Origin of the sequence: Streptomyces roseifaciens, from assembly GCF_001445655.1 — a bacterium.
GTDB classification, from domain to species: domain Bacteria; phylum Actinomycetota; class Actinomycetes; order Streptomycetales; family Streptomycetaceae; genus Streptomyces; species Streptomyces aureoversilis.
Genome location: NZ_LNBE01000003.1, coordinates 507,088 through 524,703, shown reverse-complemented (window position 1 = coordinate 524,703; position 17,616 = coordinate 507,088). Strand labels below are relative to the sequence as shown.

The window sequence follows — 17,616 nt, the reverse complement described above, 5'->3', positions numbered from 1 at the left end:
CCGGGCCGGCCGGGGAAAACAAGCTGGAGGATGCGCCGTGCACGGTGAATACAAGGTGCCGGGCGGCAAGCTCGTCGTCATCGACCTGGACGTCGCCGACGGGGTGCTGCGCGACATACGGGTGGGCGGGGACTTCTTCCTCGAACCCGACGAGGCGCTCCTCGACATCAACCGGGCCCTGGAGGGCGCGCCCGCCGACCTGACCGCCCCGCAGCTCGCGGCGCGCATCGACGCGGCCCTGCCGGAGGGCACGGTGATGTTCGGCTTCTCCGCCGAGGCGGTGGGCGTGGCGGTGCGCCGGGCCCTGGCCCAGGCCACGGACTGGACCGACTACGAGTGGCAGCTGATCCACGACGGCCCCCAGTCCCCCGCGCTGCACATGGCGCTGGACGAGGTGCTCACGGCCGAGGTGGCGGCCGGCCGGCGGCCGCCGACCCTGCGCGTGTGGGAGTGGGGCTCCCCCGCGGTGGTCATCGGCAGCTTCCAGTCGCTGCGCAACGAGGTGGACCCGGAGGCCGCGGAGCGCCACGGGATGACGGTGGTGCGCCGGATCAGCGGCGGCGGGGCCATGTTCATCGAGCCCGGCAACACCATCACCTACTCGCTGTGCGTGCCGGACGCCCTGGTGCAGGGCCTGTCCTTCGCCGACAGCTACGCCTACCTGGACGACTGGGTGCTGGGCGCGCTGGAGCGCATGGGCGTGAAGGCCTGGTACCAGCCGCTCAACGACATCGCCACCGAGTCGGGGAAGATCGCGGGCGCGGCGCAGAAGCGGCTGGTGGGCAGCGCGGGGGCCGTGCTCCATCACGTGACGATGGCGTACGACATCGACGCGGACAAGATGCTGGACGTGCTGCGCATCGGCAAGGAGAAGCTGTCGGACAAGGGGACCAAGAGCGCGAAGAAGCGCGTCGACCCCCTGCGCCGCCAGACCGGGCTGCCGCGTGCCGACGTGATCGAGAAGATGATCGACTCCTTCCGGGGCCGCTACGGGCTGACGGCCGGCTCGGTCACCCCCCAGGAGATGGCGCGGGCGCAGGAGCTGGCGGCGGCGAAGTTCTCCTCTCCTGAGTGGACGGCGCGCGTGCCGTAGGGCCGGCCGGTGGCGGACGGCGGGCGGGCACGTGCGCCGTGATCCGGCGGCCGGGCCCGCCACCGCTCGCCTCGGCTCGGTTCAACTCAGCTCAGCTCAGCGCGGGGATCAGGTGCTCGCCGTAGGCATCGATGGTCGCCTCCTTCGCATCGTGCATGGCGTAGACCGCGAACTGGTCCACGCCGAGGTCGCGCAGGTGCTCCAGCCGTTCGCGGTGGGCCGCCACGGGGCCCAGGAGGCAGAAGCGGTCCACGATCTCGTCGGGCACGAAGTCCGTGGAGGGGTTCCCGGCCCGGCCGTGGTGGCTGTAGTCGTAGCCGTGGCGCTGCTTGATGTAGGCCGTGAGGGCCTCGGGCACCAGGCCGGAGTGCTCGCCGTAGCGCTCGACCAGGTCGGCGACGTGGTTGCCGACCATGCCGCCGAACCAGCGGCACTGCTCGCGGGCGTGGGCGAGGTCGTCGCCGACGTAGGCGGGAGCGGCGACGCAGATGCTGACCGCGGCCGGGTCCCGGCCGGCCTCGGCGGCGGCGTCCCGCACGTGCTTGATCATCCATTCGGTGAGGAAGGGATCGGCGAGCTGGAGGATGAACCCGTCGGCCTCCTGGCCCGTGAGGGCGAGGGCCTTCGGGCCGTAGGCGGCCATCCACACGGGCAGCCTGCCGTCCCGGATCCAGGGGATCTTCAGCGTCGTGCCGCCGACGTCGGCCTCGCGGCCCTCGGCGAGGTCGCGGATGACGCGGATGGACTCCCGCAGCGAGGCGAGGGTGTTGGGCTTGCGGCCGGCCACCCGCATCGCGGAGTCCCCGCGGCCGATGCCGCACACCGTGCGGTTGCCGTACATGTCGTTGAGGGTGGCGAAGGTGGAGGCGGTGACCTCCGGGGTGCGGGTGGAGGGGTTGGTGACCATCGGCCCCACGACGAGCCGCTCGGTGTGCTCCAGGATGCGGCTGTAGATGACGAACGGCTCCTGCCACAGCACGGAGGAGTCGAACGTCCAGCCGTAGCGGAAGCCCGAGCGCTCGGCGCGGCGCATCAGGTCGACGACGGCGGTGGCGGGCGGGTCGGTCTGCAGGACGAGGCCGAAGTCCACGGCGGTGCTCCTCACGTCATACGTGGTGCGTCGTTGCGTCTCACGTCAGGTACTGGCAGGTGGCGCGGGGGACGTAGCGGCCGTGGCCGGCGCGTCCGGTGAACTTGCGCTGCTCGATGACCACTTCGCCGCGGGAGAGGACGGTCTCGACGCGCCCGGTGACGCGCTTGCCCTCGTAGGCGGAGTAGTCGACGTTCATGTGGTGGGTGGAGGCCGAGAGGGTCTGCTCGGCGTGCGGGTCGTAGATGACGATGTCGGCGTCGCCGCCGGGGGTGATGGTGCCCTTGTGCGGGGCGAGGCCGAACATCCGGGCGGGGGCGGCGCAGGCGATCTCGATCCAGCGGCGGCGGGTGATGTGGCCGTCGACGACGGCCTGGTGCAGGAGGTCCATGCGGTTCTCGATGCCGGGCAGGCCGTTGGGGATCTTCGAGAAGTCGCCGCGGCCGAGCTCCTTCTGGCCGGAGAAGCAGAACGGGCAGTGGTCGGTGGAGACGACCTGGAGGTCGTCGGTGCGCAGGCCGCGCCAGAGGGCGGCCTGGTGCTCGCGGGGGCGCAGCGGCGTGGAGCAGACGTATTTGGCGCCCTCGAAGCCGGGCTCGGCAAGGTTGTCGGTGGACAGGAAGAGGTACTGCGGGCAGGTCTCGCCGAAGACGGGCAGGCCCTTGTCGCGGGCCTGCGCGAGCTCGGCGACGGCTTCCTCGGCCGAGACGTGCACGACGTACAGGGGGCTGCCGGCGACGCGGGCGAGCTGGATCGCCCGGTGGGTGGCCTCGGCCTCCAGCAGCGCCTTGCGGACCTCGCCGTGGTAGCGAGGGTCGGTGTGCCCGGCGGCGAGGGCCTGTTCGACGAGGACGTCGATGGCGATGCCGTTCTCGGCGTGCATCATGATCAGCCCGCCGTTGCCGGCGGCGCGCTGCATGGCGCGCAGGATCTGTCCGTCGTCGCTGTAGAAGACGCCGGGGTAGGCCATGAAGAGCTTGAAGGAGGTGACCCCTTCGGCAACGAGGAGGTCCATCTCCTTCAGGGAGCTCTCGTTCACATCGGAGAGGATCATGTGGAAGCCGTAGTCGACGGCGCAGCGGCCGGCGGCCTTGGCGTGCCAGCGGTCGAGGCCTTCGCGCAGGGCCTGGCCGCGGCTCTGGACGGCGAAGTCGACGATGGTGGTGGTGCCGCCCCAGGCGGCGGCCCGGGTGCCGGTCTCGAAGTCGTCGGAGGAGGCGGTGCCGCCGAAGGGGAAGTCGAGGTGCGTGTGGGCGTCGACGCCGCCGGGGATGACGTACTTCCCGGTGGCGTCCAGGGTGCGGTCGGCGTGCCAGCCCTGGGCGAAGGCGCTGCCGGACGCGGCCAGGGCCGCCACCTTGCCGTCCTCGACGAGGACGTCGGCGCGGGTCTCCTCCGCGGCGGTGATGACGAGGCCGCCACGGATGGCTGTCGTGGTCATGGCCGTTCCTTTCCGGCGATGGTGAACTGCACCTGCTGCAGCACGGTTTCCAGGGCGGCGGCCCCTTCCTCCGCCTCGGCGACGGTGAGCGACAGCGGCGGCGCGATGCGCAGGACGTTGGCCTCGCGGCCGCCCTTGCCGATCAGCAGGCCTTCCTCCCTGGCCAGTTCGAGGGCGAGGGAGGCCGCTTCGGGCGAGGGCGACCCGTCGTGCTCGACGAGCTCGATGCCGATCATCAGGCCGCGGCCGCGCACCTCGCGGACGACGGGGAACCCGGCGGCGACGGCGCGGAGCCGCTCGATGAGCAGGCCGCCGACCCGGCGGGCGTTGCCCTGGAGGTCGTGCTCCAGGAGGTGGGTGAGGTTGGCGAGGCCGGCGGCCATGGTGACGGGGCTGCCGCCGAAGGTGGAGATGGAGTTGGCGTCGAGGCAGTTCATGACCTCGGCGCGGGCGACGACGCCGCCGATCGACATGCCGTTGCCGATGCCCTTGGCGAAGGTGAGCAGATCGGGCGGGCCGTGCTCGGCGTGGGCCTGCCAGCCCCAGAAGTGGTCGCCGGTGCGGCCCCAGCCGGTCTGCACCTCGTCGGTGATCCAGAGGATGCCGCGGGGGGCGAGGACCTCGCGGAAGGCGGCGTAGAAGCCGTCGGGCGGGGAGGTGAACCCGCCGACGCCCTGCACCGGTTCGGCGATCAGGGCCGCCACCCGGCCGTGGGTCTGGCCCAGCATGTCCTCGAGGTCGGCGACGCAGGCGGCGGTGAAGGCGGCGTCGGACAGGTGGGCGTAGGGGCCGGAGGTGCGCACTCCGCCGTGGACGTAGAGGGTCTGGAGGGGCGAGAGGCTGGTCGGCGACCAGGCGGAGTTGCCGGTGATGCCCACGGTGGAGAAGGAGCGGCCGTGGTAGCTGTTGCGCATCGCCAGGATCTGGTTGGAGCCGCGGTGGGTCGTGGCCAGCAGGAGGGCCGCGTCGTTGGCCTCGGTGCCGGAGGTGGTGAAGAAGACGCGGGCGTCGGGGATGCCGGAGAGGGCGGCGATGCGCTCGGCGAGCTCGACCATGTGCCGGTCGAGGTAGAGGGTGGAGGTGTGCAGGATGCGCCCCGCCTGCTCGGAGACGGCCTTGGCGACCTCGGGCAGGGCGTGGGCGGTCATGGTGGTGAGGATGCCGCCGAAGAAGTCGAGATAGCGCCGGCCGTGGGCGTCCCGGACGTGGCGGCCCTCGCCGTGGGTGAGCTCCAAGGGCTCGCGGTAGTAGAGGGAGAGCCACTCGGGCATGACCGCGCGGTGCCGGGCGTGCAGGTGGGTGGCCGGGGAGCCCCCGGGCCCGGGCGCGGAGGTCATGGCCGGACCAGCCCCTCGTAGGCGTCGGGCCGGCGGTCGCGGTAGAAGGCCCACTGCTGCCGGACCTCGTCGATGAGGCCGAAGTCCAGGTCACGGACGACGAGTTCCTCCTTGGTGTCGCTCGCCACGTCACCGACGAACTGCCCGCGGGGGTCGACGAAGTAGGAGGTGCCGTAGAAGTCGTTGTCGCCGTACTCCTCGCGGCCGACGCGGTTGATGGCGGCGACGAAGTACTCGTTGGCGACGGCCGCGGCGGGCTGCTCCAGCTTCCAGAGGTGGCCGGAGAGGCCGCGGGAGGTGGCGGAAGGGTTGTAGACGAGCTGGGCGCCGTTGAGGCCGAGCTGGCGCCAGCCCTCGGGGAAGTGGCGGTCGTAGCAGATGTAGACGCCGACCTTGCCGACGGCCGTGTCGAAGACGGGCCAGCCGAGGTTGCCCGGAGCGAAGTAGTACTTCTCCCAGAAGCCCTTGACCTGGGGGATGTGGTGCTTGCGGTATTTGCCGAGGTAGCGGCCGTCGGCGTCGATGACGGCGGCGGTGTTGTAGTAGAAACCGGGGCCCTCGGTCTCGAAGACGGGGACGACGATCACCATCCCGGTCTCGCGGGCCAGCTCCTGCATCCGGCGGACCGTGGGCCCGTCGGGGACGGGCTCGGCCCAGCGGTAGTGCTCGCTCTCCTGCACCTGGCAGAAGTAGGGGGCGTTGAAGACCTCCTGGAACCCGATCACCTGCGCGCCCTGGGCGGCGGCCGCGCGGGCGTGCTCCTCGTGCTTGGCGAGCATGGATTCGGTGTCGCCGGTCCAGGTGGCCTGGACCAGAGCGGCGCGGACGGCATTGGCCATGAGCTGCTCCTTCACGGGGGCGTCAGCCGGGCCGACCGGCCAGGCTGACACGCGTAGATCCACGTGTGGTTGCGACCGTAGGACGCGGCACGCCGCGCGGCAAGACCATCGATCGTCCTGTGGATAACCCGGCCTCCGCACGACAGAACAGAAAAACTTGCAAGTTTGCCTGTCAATATTTACGGTGGACGCATGCCCGATCAGGAAACCGACAAGGAAGCCGCCAAGGAAGCCGGCCGGCAGTCCGGCACGGATCAGGAACGCGCCGCCGCCGACCTGGCCGCGACGGTCTCCCAGCTCATGCGCCGCCTGCGCGTGGCCTCCCCGCAGGGCTCCCTCACCCCCTCCCAGCGCACGGTCCTGGGCCGCCTCGCCAACGGCGGGCCCGCCACCACCGCGGACCTGGCCCGCGCGGAGCTCGTCCGGCCGCAGTCCATGCGCGTCATCGTCGCCAGGCTGGAGGAGCTGGGCCTGGTCGCCCGCTCCCCGCACCCCACGGACGGACGCCAGGTCCTGTTCTCCCTCACGGGGGACGGCGAAGACGCCGTGGCCTCCGTACGGCACTCCAAGCACGCCTGGCTCGCCGACGCCATCGCCCACCGGCTCACCCCGGACGAGCAGCGGACCCTCGCCGACGCCGCCCTCCTGCTCAAGCGCCTGGTGGAGGAGTGAAAGCCTTAAGGGCGCCCCTGCGCGCCCGGGACCCCGCGACCGCCCCGGACCGGGGCTTCGGCGCGCGCCTGATGACGCCGCTGCTCCTCGGGGCGGTCCTCAACCCCCTCAACAGCACCATGATCGCCACTGGTCTGGTGGCCATCGGCCGCGACTTCGGCACCGGCCCCTCCGGCACCGCCTGGCTCCTGTCGTCGCTCTACCTCACCAGCGCCGTCGGCCAGCCCGTCATGGGCCGCCTCGCCGACTCCCTCGGCCCCCGCCGCGTCTTCCTCGCCGGCCTCGCCGTCGTCTGCGCCGGCGGCCTGCTCGGCACGTTCGCCCCCGCCTTCGCCTGGCTGATCGCCGCCCGCGTGCTGCTCGGCCTCGGCACCTCCGCCGCCTATCCCGCCGCGATGGCGATGCTGCGCGCCGAGTCCCTGCGCACCGGCCGGCCCGCGCCCCGCCCCGTGATGGGGCGCCTCTCGCTCGCCGCCCTCGGCAGCGCGGCCCTCGGCCCCACCCTCGGCGGACTCCTCACCGCGACCACCGGCTGGCGGGGCATCTTCGCGGTCAACGTGCCCCTCGCCCTGCTGGCGCTGGCCGTGGCCCTGCCGTGGCTGCCGCACGACCGCAGGCGCCCGGCCGCCGCCGGCACGGCCCCCGCCAGCACGGCCCCCGACGGCACCGGGCCCGACGGCGGCGACACCGGCCCCGTACGGCCGCGGCAGGGCCCCGTACGGCCGCAGCAGCCTTCCGGCGGCCCCTCGGCCACCACCCCGCCACGCGGGGCCCTCCTGCGCACCTATCTGCGTCACGGGCTCACCTACCTGGCGATCTACTGCGCCCTGTACGGATACGCCCAATGGCTGGAGGAGGCCCGCGGCTGCACCTCCGTCCAGGCCGGTCTGGTGATGCTGCCGATGTCCCTCGCGGCCGCCGCCTGCTCCCTGCTCGGCGCCCGGACGAAGGGCCTGCGCGCCCCGCTCACCACGGCCGCCGCACTGCTCGCCGCGGGCAGCGGCATCCTCGTGACAGCCACCGGTGGCACCCCGCTCGCCGCACTGCTGATCGCCTCCGCCCTCTTCGGCATCCCCCAGGGCCTGGCCTCCACCGGCAACCAGGCCGCCGTCTACGCCCAGGCGCCGCCCGACCGCGTCGGCTCCGCCGCCGGCCTGCAGCGCACCGCCCAGTACACGAGCGCGATGGCCGCCACCGGCCTCCTCGCCCTCTGCTTCGGGCAGCAGGCGAGCGACGCCGGGCTCCACCGGCTCGCGGCCGTCACCGGCGCGCTGAGCCTGCTGCTGATCGCCCTCACCGCCACCGACCGCGCCCTTCGCGCGCGTACCCGCACCTGACCCCCGAAAAGGAGCCCACGGCCATGCCCGTCACCACCCTCGACACGACCACCGCCCTCGTGCTCGTCGACCTCCAGAAGGGCATCGTGGCGATGCCCACCGCCCACCCCGCCCAGGAGATCGTCGAGCGCGGCGCGCGCCTGGCCGCCGCCTTCCGCGGCCGCGGCCTCCCGGTCGTCCTCGTCCGCGTCATCGGCTCCGCCCCCGGCCGCTCCGAAGCGCCCCTGCGCAGCGGGCGCCCGCCGGCCGACTTCGCCGACCTGGTGCCCGAACTCGGCCGGGAGGAGGGCGACATCGTGGTCACCAAGCACACCTGGGGCGCGTTCCACGCCACCGACCTGGACCTGCAGCTGCGGCGCCGCGGCGTCACCCAGGTCGTCCTCGCGGGCATCGCGACGGGCGCGGGCGTGGAGTCCACCGCGCGCGCCGCCCACGAGCACGGCTACCACGTGACGGTCGTGACCGACGCGGTCACCGACCCCGACCCGGAGGTGCACCGCATCGCCGTGGAGAAGGTCCTCCCGCGCCTGGCGGAGACCGGCACGACGGACGAGGTGATCAAGCTGCTGGGCTGACCGCCGCGGCTAGCCCACATAGGCGGCGTAGGCGACCATCGCCCCGGCGACGGCCGCGTACGCCGCGAGGGCGATGACCGCACCGCGGTGGTGCAGCCGCTCGACGCGCTCCGGGTCGCCGCCGCGGACGGTCCAGCGCCAGGACAGTACGGTGGCGACCACGGCCAGCAGCACGTAGACGAGCGTGAGCAGGTGCAGCGCGTCGATGAGCGTCAGCCCCACGGTGCTGGTGATGACCGTGTTCACCTGCTGCATGTTGATCATGACGACGAACAGCCCGCCACCCAGCAGGGACAGCCGGCTCTGCATCGAGTCGAGCTTCTCCCCCATGCCCAGCTGCTCGCTGTGCGAGGGCAGCAGGAACGTGGCGGTGCCGATGAGCAGCATCAGGTACAGCGGGCCCGTCAGCTTCCAGAAGATGACGGGGTCGCTGCGCGAAAGGGAGATCTGGACGACCAGCCGGCTGCGCGTGCTGCCCTTGCCCTTGGGGAGGGTGGCGTCGCCGAAGTTGGTGGGGAAATGCCGGTCGGCCGCGACGAGCCGGAAGCCGGTGATCCGCCAGCCGGGCGGCGCGATCCCGGAGTTCACCCCGGAGTCCTCGTTGTCGGGCACGAAGCGGAACCGGTCGGCCTCCTTACGGGAGGTGATCTTGATTTCGATGCGGTGGCGGTCGAAGGGGAAGGCCCGGACGCCCCAGTCCTGCCGGAAGGTCCCCTGGACCCGGACGACGTCCCGGAACATGCCCTTCTCGCTGGTCAGTTCCGGTTTGCTCCGCTCCAGGTCGTCGTTGTAGTTGCTGAACGCCACGCCGGGCAGCGGATCCAGCTCGCGCCGCGGGCAGACGCTCCACACCGTCACCCGCGCCCCGAAGGTGTGCCCCACGGGGTCCAGGCCGTAAAGATCGCTGAGGTAGGCGCCGGTCCGGCAGGTGTCCGGCTCCGCCGCGCTCGCGGCCGGGCTGCCGAGCAGCCACGCCGCGAGCGCGCCGAACAGCGCTGCCAGCATGCCCGGGACACGGGTGAGAGCCCGGCGCAGGCCAACGGATTCCCCACAGTGCACAGCCATATGCCGGTGATCCTGACCGGAACGGGGGCCGGTGATTCACCCTCCTCCCTCACCCGCCCGGGCGCATTTCAGCGCACGGGCGGCTTCCCGCTCGGGTGCACCACCATCGCCGAGCCCCCGCCGCGCCGGGTCCGTTCGGCGGCGGCCGCCCACCGGCCGTCCGGCAGCAGCTGGACGCCGGTCGCCGCGCCGATCTCGGGGTTGGACTTGAAGACGTGCCCGATGCCCTCCAGGCGGCCGCGCAGCGGGCTGTTCCACAGGCCCGGTTCCAGCTCGGTGGCGGCGGCGTTGCGCTGGCTGGCGCGCGGCGCCGCGATCGCATCGACGAGCGGCATCCCGCGGTCGACGTGGTTGAGGATGGTCTGCAGCGCCGTGGTGATGATCGTGGCGCCGCCGGGCGAGCCGAGGGCGAACGCGGGCCGCCCGTGGTCGAGGACGATCGTGGGCGACACCGACGAGCGCGGGCGCTTGCCCGGGCCGGGCAGGTTCGGGTCGTGGACGCCCGGGGTGACGGGGACGAAGGAGAAGTCGGTCAGCTCGTTGTTGAGCAGGAAGCCGCGGCCCGGGACGGTGATGCCGCTGCCGCCGGTCTGCTCGATGGTGAGCGTGTAGGCGACGACGTTGCCCCACTTGTCGGCGACCGTCAGATGGGTGGTGTGCTCGCCCTCGTAGGGGGTGGGTGCGGCCTTGCCGTGGGTGCCGCAGGGCGCCGGGCGGCGCGGGTCGCCGGGCGCCAGCGGGCTGGTGAGCACCGCGCCGTCCTTGATCAGGCACGCGCGCGAGTCGGCGTAGCGCTGGGAGGTGAGGGCCTTGGTGGGCACGGATTCGAAGGCCGGGTCGCCCACCCAGCGGTTGCGGTCGGCGAAGGCGATCCTGCTGGCTTCGATGTAGCGGTGCAGGTAGGTCTTCGTGTCGAGCTTCGAAAGGTCGCTCCTCTCCAGGATGTTGAGGGCCTCGGCGACCGTCGTGCCGCCGGAGGACGAGGGGCCGATGCCGTAGACGTCCAGGCCGCGGTAGGACGTGCGGGTCGGCGCCTGGCGCTTCGCCGCGTACTCCCGCAGGTCCCGCTCGGTCAGGTCGCCGGGGCGGGCCACGCGCCCGGAGGCGGGGTCGACGGGCGGCTTGCGCACGGTCCGGACGATGTCGCGGCCCACCTCGCCGCGGTAGAGGGCGCCGACGCCGCGCTCGCCCAGCAGCGCGTAAGTGCGGGCGAGGTCGGGGTTCTTGAGGGTGCTGCCGACGGAGGGCGGGCGGCCGCCGGGCAGGAAGAGCTTCGCCGTCGCCGGGAAGTCCTTGAAGCGGGCCTCGTTGTCGGCCGTCTGCTGGCGGAAGGTGGCGTCGACGGTGAAGCCCGAGCGGGCGATGCGCTCGGCGGGCCGCAGCACCTGGGCGAGCGAGCGGGTGCCCCAGGTGCGCAGGGCGGTGTCCCAGGTGGCGGGGGTGCCGGGGGTGCCGACGCTCAGGCCGCTGGTGACGGCGTCGGCGAAGGGGACCGGCTTCCCCTTCTCCAGGAAGAGGTTCTTGTCCGCGCTCAGCGGGGCGCGTTCGCGGCCGTCGATGGTGGAGACCTGGCGCCGCTTCGCGTCGTAGTGCACGAAGTAGCCGCCCCCGCCGATGCCCGCGGAGTACGGCTCGGTGACGCCCAGTGCGGCCGCGGTGGCCACGGCGGCGTCGACGGCGTTGCCGCCCTTGCGGAGCACTTCGATGCCGGCGGCCGAGGCGTCGGCGTCGACGCTGGCCACGGCGCCGCCGTAGCCGGCGGCAACGGGGGTCTTGGCGGGGGTGCGGCCCGACTCGGCGGGCGGGCCGCCGGGCTGGGCGGCGGCCGGGAGGGCGCCGAGTCCGACGACCAGGGAGGCCGCCGCGGCGAGTACGGGCAGACGTCGATGGGGTGGCTTCTTCGTTCTCGGGCGGGCCATTCTGCCTCCAAGCGGCGAGCGGGCCCCGGAGCCTACCCCCGCCGCCGCGGCGCGCAACCCCACAGGACGCAATCGGCGGTGCCGGGCGGCCCGGCCGGCGCGCCCGCGCAATCCCGCACGGCGGACTCCCCCACCCAACGCGAACGGCGGTGCCCCACAGGCCGAACACCGACATCGTGGCGCGCCACCGCTGCAGCGGAAGGAAACAGCCTGCGCACTCGCAGGAGCCTGCACAACAAGCCACCCCCGCCGCCACGGCGCGCAACCCCCACCCAACGCGAACGGCGGTGCCGCACAGGCCTCAGCCCGTACGGCACCGCCGAACACCGACATCGCGGCGCGTCAGCGGCCGCGGGCCGCCGACGTCACCGCGGTGGCCATGGCCGCCTCACCCTTGGCGTTGGGGTGGAACGGGGCGGCCGGGTTCTCCGGCTGGGCGCCTTCGATCCAGCGGTCCGCGGTGGGCTTGCACACGTCGTGGCCGAGGGTCGGCTTGTAGGTGTCCGCGAAGCGGACGCCGGCCTTGCGGGCCTCGCCCTGCAGCATCGTGTTGAGCTTCTTCTCGGTGTCCCGCAGGTAGGGGACGTCGCCCGCGGCGATCGGCACGGCCGGGAAGCAGCCGACGCCGTCCTCCGGCATGATCGCCGGGTAGCCGACGAGCACCACGCGCGCGTAGGGGGCGCGCTTGTGCACGTCCTTCAGCACCTTGGCGACCTTGGGCGCGGCGTCGGCGATGCGGCCGGTGAGCTGGTCGGTGCCGCCCTCGGTGTACTTCGTGCGGCAGGGGGCGCCGGCCGGGTCGGTGACGGACAGCTGGGCACAGGTGCCGATGATGTCGCCGAAGCCGATGTCGTTGCCGCCGATGCCGAGCGTGACGAGGCGGGTGTTCCGGCCGAGCGCGTTGAGCTGCGGCGGGTTGTCGCCCTGGGCGCGCCACATGTCGTCGGTCTTGGCGCCGCTGCAGCTGACGTCCTTGAAGGACGTCTGGTGCAGGGCCTTCGCGGTGAGCGCCGGGTAGTTGACGCTGGAGCGGGCGCAGTCGCCGCCGCTCTGCTCGGGGACGCCGGGGGCGGAGGTGTAGGAGTCGCCGAGGGCGACGTAGCGCTGGCCGCCCGCGGGGGTCGCGGTCGCCTCGGCGTCCGCCGCCGTCGCAGTGCCGGCGAAGGACGCCGCCAGGGCCGCCGCCGCGCCGAGCGCCGCGAGTCCCTTCCCGTACCGCCCACCACGTTTGTGCGCGTGTGCCACCAGTGCCTCCATGAAATTGTCCGGTGTACGTCTTGCGATGATCGCGGACGTCAGACTCGCCGGGCGGTGACCGTCTGTCAACTGACGACCCGAGGTTAAATTGGAGTGCGAGAATCGGATTAGGTAGAGTGCAGATGTGCGATTGACCAAGAGCACCGACATAGCGCTGCGCATCGCCATGCGCCTGGCCGTGACCGGCGACGACAGCCCGACCACCCGCGAGGTGGCCGAGGCGATCGGCGTGCCGTACACCCATGCCGCCAAGGTGGTCAGCAGGATGCAGCACCTGGGCGTCGTCGAGGCCCGCCGGGGCCGCGGCGGCGGACTCACCCTCACCACCGCCGGGCGGACGGGCTCCGTCGGCCGGCTGGTGCGCGAGCTCGAAGGCACCGGCGACGTCGTCGGGTGCGAGGACGATCCACCCTGCCCGCTGCGCGCGGCCTGCCGGCTGCGCGGGGCCCTGCGGAACGCACAGGAGGCGTTCTACGCCACCCTGGACCCCCTCACGGTCGAGGAGCTGACCGGACCGCCGACCGGCCCGGTCCTGCTGAGCCTCGGCACGCGCCCGCAGGACTGAAGCCCCTCCCGCCCCCTCGGTCCTTCGCACGACCAAAAATATGCATTCAAGATGCCAATTAAGGAGCGCCGATGCTGTCCCCCAAGTCGACCGAGATCGTCCGCGCCACCCTCCCCGCCGTCGGCGGCGCCATCGGCGAGATCACCCCGCTCTTCTACGACAAGCTCTTCGCCGCCCACCCCGAGCTCCTGCGCGACCTGTTCAACCGCGGCAACCAGGCGAACGGCACCCAGCAGCAGGCCCTCGCCGGCTCCATAGCCGCCTTCGCGACCGCCCTGCTCGAGCACCCGGGGACCCGCCCCGACGCGATGCTCGCGCGCATCGCCCACAAGCACGTCTCGCTGGGGATCGCCCCCGAGCAGTACCACGTCGTCCACCTGCACCTCTTCGCCGCCATCGCGGAGGTGCTGGGCGAGGCGGTCACCGAGGAGGTGGCGGCCGCCTGGGACGAGGTCTACTGGCTGATGGCCAACGCCCTCATCGCCCTGGAGGGCCGCCTGTACGAGCAGGCCGGCGCCGCCGCCGGGGACGCCTTCCGGCCGTACCGCGTCACCGGCCGCATCGAGGAGACCGCGGAGGTCACGACCTTCCTGGTCCAGCCGCTGGACGGCCACCCGCTGCCCGCCGCCCGCCCCGGGCAGTACGTCTCGGTCCGGACGGAGCTCCCGGACGGTGCGCGGCAGATCCGCCAGTACAGCCTTTCCGGCCACCCCGACGACGCCCTGCAGTTCTCCGTCAAGCGCGTGACCGGCGACCCGGACGGCGAGGTCTCCCACCACCTCCACGCCCACGCGCGCGTGGGCACCACGCTGATGGTCGGCGCGCCCTGCGGGGACGTGACCCTCGGCGAGGGCACCTCCCCCGTCCTGCTGGCCTCGGCCGGCATCGGGTGCACCCCGATGACCGGGATGCTCTCCCACCTGGCCGCGACCGGCTCGCGCCGCCGCGTGATCGCCGTCCACGCCGACCGCAGCGAGGCCACCCACGCCTTCCGCGCCGACCTTCTGCAGCTCACGGAGAAGCTCCCGGACGCGGTCGCGCACATCTGGTACGAGCAGCCCGAGGGCGACTGGCCCGCCGACCGCACGGGTTACGCCGACCTCTCCCGCATCGGCATCCCCGCGGGCACCACCGCCTACCTCTGCGGCCCGCTGCCCTTCCTCCGCTCGGCCCGGACGCAGCTCCTGGCGGCGGGGGTCACGGCCGCGGACATCCACTACGAGGTCTTCGGCCCGGACCTGTGGCTGGGCACGGAGGCGTGACACGGCGAGCGGACGCGTGACACGAGGAAGGACGCTTCACACGGCGAGCGGCGCCGTCACCCACCGGCGCCCCACCGTGCACCGAGGCCCCTTTTCGGTAGCACATTCGAGTGACGGACGGTTGCCGCATCCGGCGGAGGGCAGCTTCAGCGCACGCACGTCCGAGGAGGGCCTCATGGCACGCTCACCCGTTCGCTCGTTCCTCCGCCTCTTCGCCGCACTGCTGACGGTCCTGTCGCTGGGGGCGCTCACGGCCGGTCCCACGGCCGCCGAGAGCAGGACCTTCGCCGCGCACACGGTGTTGATGGTGAACTTCCAGTTCGTCCCGCAGACGGTGACCGTCAGAGCCGGTGACACGGTCACCTGGGTCAATAACAGCGGCAGCACGCACACCACGACGTCCGACTCCCCGGGCTGGAACTTCTCGGTCGCCTCCGGCCAGGCGTCCCCACCGGTGTCCTTCCCCACCCCGGGGACCTTCCGCTACCACTGCATCCCGCACGCGGGGTCGGGCATGACCGGCACCGTGACCGTCACGCCGTGACCCTCACAGATCTGTGACGGTCACGGATGGATCTGCCCGGCGCCCGGCAGCAGGGTGCCGGGCTCTGCCGGGGCGACCTCCACCGCCTTCGTCTTCAGGCTGCGGCGCTGGCGCCTGGACACCCACGTCGCGAACCACGACAGGAGCATGCACATGCCGATGTAGATCGGGGAGATGACCATGACGACGGGGATGAAGGGCAGCCCGTAGTCGAGGTTGCTGGCGATGAGCTTGCCCGCGTGCAGGAACTCCTCGTAGGTGATCAGGAAGCCCAGCGAGGTGTCCTTGAGCGCCACGACCAGCTGGCTGATGATCGTCGGCAGCATGGCGCGGACCGCCTGCGGCACGAGGACGTGGGTCATCACCTGCGTCTTGCGCATCCCGAGGGCGTACGCCGCCTCCCGCTGGCCGCGGTCGACGGAGTTCACCCCGCTGCGGAAGACCTCGGCGAGCACCGAGCCGTTGTAGAGGGTGAGCCCGGTGACGAGGGCCGGCAGCGGCTGGACCTTGAGGGCCACGAAGACGAAGAAGATCATGACCAGGACCGGCATGGCCCGGAAGAACTCCACGAAGAGCGTGGCGGTCCAGCGCACGATCCGGTGCTCGGACAGCCGGCCCGAGGCGAGCAGCCCGCCGAGCGCGAGGGAGAGCACGGCGGCGTAGGCGAAGGCCTTGAGCGTGTTGCCGAGGCCGCGCAGCAGCAGCTCCTGGATGCCTACGTACGCGAAGGGCCGCCACTTCTCCGCCGTGAACTGGTGGGTGTCGAACAGCAGGTAGATCATCCCGGCGACGATCGCCAGGATCACGGCGGTGGAGACCAGCCCGTAGATCAGGTGGCGCCGCCGGGCCATCGGCCCGGGGATGTCGTAGAGCGCGGTGTCGGTCATCGGGGTACTCCCCAGCGCTTCTCCAGCACGTTGAAGATCGCGCTGATGGACAGGGTGACGATCAGATAGCCGACGGCGATCCAGATGAAGGACCAGATGACGCTGTAGCCGAGCTCGTTGAGCGGCTTGTACGTGCCGAGGAGCTCGGTCACGCTGAACGACCCGGCGATCGCGGAGTTCTTGGCGAGCGCGATCAGGGTGGAGCCGACCGGCGGGATGACGGAGCGGAAGGCCTGCGGCAGCACGACCAGGCTCAGGGTCTGCGCGAAGGTCATGCCCAGGCTGCGGGCCGCCTCGCCCTGCCCGGTCGGCACGGTGTTGATGCCCGAGCGCAGGGCCTCGCAGATGAAGGCCGACGTGTAGCAGCCGAGGGCGAGGACGGCGAAGAGCTCGAAGGGCAGGACGACGCCGAACCGCGGCAGGCCGAGCAGCACCGCGAAGAACAGCAGCGTCAGCGGGGTGTTGCGCAGCACCGTCACCCACACCGTGCCGAAGACCCGCAGGGAGCCGACGGGGGCGACCCGGAAGGAGGCCATCACGAAGCCCAGGACGAGGGCGAGCAGCGAGGCGTAGACGGTGAGTTCCACGGTGCCGAGCAGGCCCTCGCCGTAGAGGGAGAGGTTGTCGGTGAGCACGTTCACAGCGGGCGCCTCCCGGTGAGGTGACGGGCGGGCCGTTCCGGCCGGGGGATCGGGGGGTGTTCCCCGGGAGAATGCAGCACGGGGCTCCTCAGCTCGCCGGGTAGCGGTCGACGGCGGGCGGCGCCGGGGCGGGCACCCCGGAGAGGCCGAGCGTCGCGTCGTACGCCTTCTTCCAGTCGCCGTTCTTCTCGTGCGCCTGGATGGCGTCGTCCAGGGCGAAGCGCAGGGCGTTGTCGCCGCGGGGCACGCCGATGCCGTAGGGCTCCTTGGAGAAGGGCTTCCCGGCGATCTTCAGTTCGTCGGGGGCCTTGGCCGCGAAGCCCATGAGGATGGTGTCGTCGGTGGTGACGGCGTCGACCTGGAGGCTGAGGAGGTTGTCGACGCAGACCGAGTAGGTGTCGTACGCGACGGCGATCGCCTTGGGGTACTCGCGCTGGATGCGCTGCAGCGGGGTGGAGCCGGCGGCCGAGCAGACGCGCTTGCCCGCCAGGTCCTGGGGCCCGTTGATGTCCGTCTCGTCGGTGCGGACCAGCAGCGACTGCCCGGCGATGTAGTACGGCCCGGCGAAACCGACCTGCTTCTTGCGCAGGGCGTTGATGGTGTAGGTGCCGACGTAGTAGTCGATCTGGCCGTTCTGGAGCGCGGTTTCGCGGTTGGCGGAGGCGATGGTGCGGAACCGGATGGTCTTGGGGTCGAAGCCCAGGGAGGCGGACATCATGCGGGCGATCTCGATGTCGAAGCCGGAGTAGACGCCGGTGGCGGGGTCCTTCTCGCCCAGGTAGGGCTGGTCCTCCTTGGCGCCGACGACCAGGTGGCCGCGGGCCTTCGCCGCCCGCCAGGTGGGCGAGTCGGGGAGCTGGAAGGCCTTGTCGACCGTATAGACGGGCAGCTCTTCGGGTTTGGGGCCCTTGACGGGCGGGCTGCCGGGCTTGCCGCAGGCGGCGGCGAGCAGGGCGAGCCCGGCGAGGACCAGGCCGGCGGCCCGGCGGCCCCGTGTGCGGGCTCCTGGAAGGCGCCGGTTCTCCTGCCCGTTCCGCCTCTCCTGCCCGTTCCGCTTCTCTTGGCCGTTCCGCTTCCCATGCCTGTTCATGT

General features: G+C 72.3%; 17 protein-coding genes. 7 read left to right on the top strand and 10 right to left on the bottom strand.

The features are described 5' to 3' along the window. Positions 1-37 precede the first annotated feature (37 nt). Entirely contained in the window at positions 38-1,093 is a 1,056-nt protein-coding gene (locus AS857_RS08270; RefSeq protein WP_058042476.1) for a lipoate-protein ligase LplAB, read from the top strand. 91 nt (positions 1,094-1,184) lie between these two features. On the opposite strand, the gene AS857_RS08265 is transcribed toward AS857_RS08270, so the two are convergent. From AS857_RS08265 to AS857_RS08250, 4 genes are read right to left on the bottom strand one after another with little or no spacing between them, the layout of a single operon-like run. Then, positions 1,185-2,183, bottom strand: a complete 999-nt coding sequence (locus AS857_RS08265) for a TIGR03842 family LLM class F420-dependent oxidoreductase (RefSeq protein ID WP_058042475.1) — start codon at positions 2,181-2,183, stop codon at positions 1,185-1,187. 40 nt (positions 2,184-2,223) lie between these two features. Then, positions 2,224-3,624, bottom strand: a complete 1,401-nt coding sequence (hydA, locus tag AS857_RS08260; protein ID WP_058042474.1) for a dihydropyrimidinase — start codon at positions 3,622-3,624, stop codon at positions 2,224-2,226. Then, positions 3,621-4,961: an aspartate aminotransferase family protein gene (locus AS857_RS08255; protein ID WP_058042473.1), complete on the bottom strand. Its 1,341-nt coding sequence runs from the start codon at positions 4,959-4,961 to the stop codon at positions 3,621-3,623. Before AS857_RS08255 ends, hydA begins: the two co-directional genes overlap by 4 nt. After that, positions 4,958-5,800 (bottom strand): nitrilase-related carbon-nitrogen hydrolase, encoded by an 843-nt coding sequence (locus AS857_RS08250; protein ID WP_058042472.1) that lies wholly within the window; start codon positions 5,798-5,800, stop codon positions 4,958-4,960. The genes AS857_RS08255 and AS857_RS08250 overlap by 4 nt, the downstream gene beginning before the upstream one ends. A 192-nt stretch (positions 5,801-5,992) precedes the next feature. Between AS857_RS08250 and AS857_RS08245 the strand changes: the two genes are divergently transcribed. From AS857_RS08245 to AS857_RS08235, 3 genes are read left to right on the top strand one after another with little or no spacing between them, the layout of a single operon-like run. Next, entirely contained in the window at positions 5,993-6,472 is a 480-nt protein-coding gene (locus AS857_RS08245) for a MarR family winged helix-turn-helix transcriptional regulator (RefSeq protein ID WP_058042471.1), read from the top strand. Next, positions 6,469-7,809, top strand: a complete 1,341-nt coding sequence (locus AS857_RS08240; RefSeq protein WP_058042470.1) for an MFS transporter — start codon at positions 6,469-6,471, stop codon at positions 7,807-7,809. The genes AS857_RS08245 and AS857_RS08240 overlap by 4 nt, the downstream gene beginning before the upstream one ends. Before the next feature lie 23 nt (positions 7,810-7,832). Beyond that, positions 7,833-8,384, top strand: a complete 552-nt coding sequence (locus tag AS857_RS08235) for an isochorismatase family protein (protein ID WP_058042469.1) — start codon at positions 7,833-7,835, stop codon at positions 8,382-8,384. A 9-nt stretch (positions 8,385-8,393) separates the two neighbouring features. Here AS857_RS08235 and AS857_RS08230 read toward each other — a convergent pair whose 3' ends face one another. From AS857_RS08230 to AS857_RS08220, 3 genes are all read right to left on the bottom strand, one after another. After that, positions 8,394-9,389, bottom strand: coding sequence for a ligand-gated ion channel (locus AS857_RS08230; RefSeq protein WP_058042468.1), 996 nt, complete (start codon positions 9,387-9,389; stop codon positions 8,394-8,396). Positions 9,390-9,517: 128 nt separating this feature from the next. Further along, on the bottom strand, positions 9,518-11,368 hold the full coding sequence (ggt, locus tag AS857_RS08225) for a gamma-glutamyltransferase (RefSeq protein ID WP_107105536.1): 1,851 nt from the start codon (positions 11,366-11,368) through the stop codon (positions 9,518-9,520). Between the two features lie 342 nt (positions 11,369-11,710). Beyond that, a complete protein-coding gene (locus AS857_RS08220; RefSeq protein WP_245699693.1) occupies positions 11,711-12,613 on the bottom strand; it encodes an SGNH/GDSL hydrolase family protein in 903 nt (300 codons plus the stop codon). Positions 12,614-12,749: 136 nt separating this feature from the next. Here AS857_RS08220 and AS857_RS08215 point away from each other — a divergent pair, with 136 nt between their 5' ends. The 3 genes from AS857_RS08215 (at position 12,750) to AS857_RS08205 (ending at position 14,996) form a co-directional block, all read left to right on the top strand. Then, positions 12,750-13,190 (top strand): RrF2 family transcriptional regulator, encoded by a 441-nt coding sequence (locus AS857_RS08215; protein ID WP_058042466.1) that lies wholly within the window; start codon positions 12,750-12,752, stop codon positions 13,188-13,190. 71 nt (positions 13,191-13,261) lie between these two features. Then, positions 13,262-14,452: a globin domain-containing protein gene (locus AS857_RS08210; protein ID WP_058042465.1), complete on the top strand. Its 1,191-nt coding sequence runs from the start codon at positions 13,262-13,264 to the stop codon at positions 14,450-14,452. A gap of 175 nt (positions 14,453-14,627) precedes the next feature. Beyond that, on the top strand, positions 14,628-14,996 hold the full coding sequence (locus tag AS857_RS08205) for a cupredoxin domain-containing protein (RefSeq protein WP_079110413.1): 369 nt from the start codon (positions 14,628-14,630) through the stop codon (positions 14,994-14,996). A 20-nt stretch (positions 14,997-15,016) separates the two neighbouring features. Here the strand turns inward: AS857_RS08205 and AS857_RS08200 are convergent, their stop codons facing one another. The 3 genes from AS857_RS08200 to AS857_RS08190 all read right to left on the bottom strand — a co-directional run bounded on the left by AS857_RS08200 (position 15,017) and on the right by AS857_RS08190 (position 17,614). Beyond that, entirely contained in the window at positions 15,017-15,883 is an 867-nt protein-coding gene (locus AS857_RS08200; protein WP_058042463.1) for an amino acid ABC transporter permease, read from the bottom strand. Next, on the bottom strand, positions 15,880-16,524 hold the full coding sequence (locus tag AS857_RS08195) for an amino acid ABC transporter permease (protein WP_058042462.1): 645 nt from the start codon (positions 16,522-16,524) through the stop codon (positions 15,880-15,882). The genes AS857_RS08200 and AS857_RS08195 overlap by 4 nt, the downstream gene beginning before the upstream one ends. 88 nt (positions 16,525-16,612) lie before the next feature. Further along, a complete protein-coding gene (locus tag AS857_RS08190; RefSeq protein WP_079110174.1) occupies positions 16,613-17,614 on the bottom strand; it encodes a glutamate ABC transporter substrate-binding protein in 1,002 nt (333 codons plus the stop codon). Positions 17,615-17,616 lie beyond the last annotated feature (2 nt).

What these genes read in the sequence shown, in the direction of transcription:
- AS857_RS08245 (WP_058042471.1), top strand. Translation starts at nt 5,993, where the DNA reads ATGCCCGATCAGGAAACCGACAAGGAAGCCGCCAAGGAAGCCGGCCGG.
- hydA (WP_058042474.1), bottom strand. Translation starts at nt 3,624, where the DNA reads ATGACCACGACAGCCATCCGTGGCGGCCTCGTCATCACCGCCGCGGAG.
- AS857_RS08205 (WP_079110413.1), top strand. Translation starts at nt 14,628, where the DNA reads ATGGCACGCTCACCCGTTCGCTCGTTCCTCCGCCTCTTCGCCGCACTG.
- AS857_RS08210 (WP_058042465.1), top strand. Translation starts at nt 13,262, where the DNA reads ATGCTGTCCCCCAAGTCGACCGAGATCGTCCGCGCCACCCTCCCCGCC.
- AS857_RS08230 (WP_058042468.1), bottom strand. Translation starts at nt 9,389, where the DNA reads ATGCTGGCAGCGCTGTTCGGCGCGCTCGCGGCGTGGCTGCTCGGCAGC.
- ggt (WP_107105536.1), bottom strand. Translation starts at nt 11,368, where the DNA reads ATGGCCCGCCCGAGAACGAAGAAGCCACCCCATCGACGTCTGCCCGTA.
- AS857_RS08200 (WP_058042463.1), bottom strand. Translation starts at nt 15,883, where the DNA reads ATGACCGACACCGCGCTCTACGACATCCCCGGGCCGATGGCCCGGCGG.
- AS857_RS08190 (WP_079110174.1), bottom strand. Translation starts at nt 17,614, where the DNA reads ATGAACAGGCATGGGAAGCGGAACGGCCAAGAGAAGCGGAACGGGCAG.
- AS857_RS08250 (WP_058042472.1), bottom strand. Translation starts at nt 5,800, where the DNA reads ATGGCCAATGCCGTCCGCGCCGCTCTGGTCCAGGCCACCTGGACCGGC.
- AS857_RS08235 (WP_058042469.1), top strand. Translation starts at nt 7,833, where the DNA reads ATGCCCGTCACCACCCTCGACACGACCACCGCCCTCGTGCTCGTCGAC.
- AS857_RS08255 (WP_058042473.1), bottom strand. Translation starts at nt 4,961, where the DNA reads ATGACCTCCGCGCCCGGGCCCGGGGGCTCCCCGGCCACCCACCTGCAC.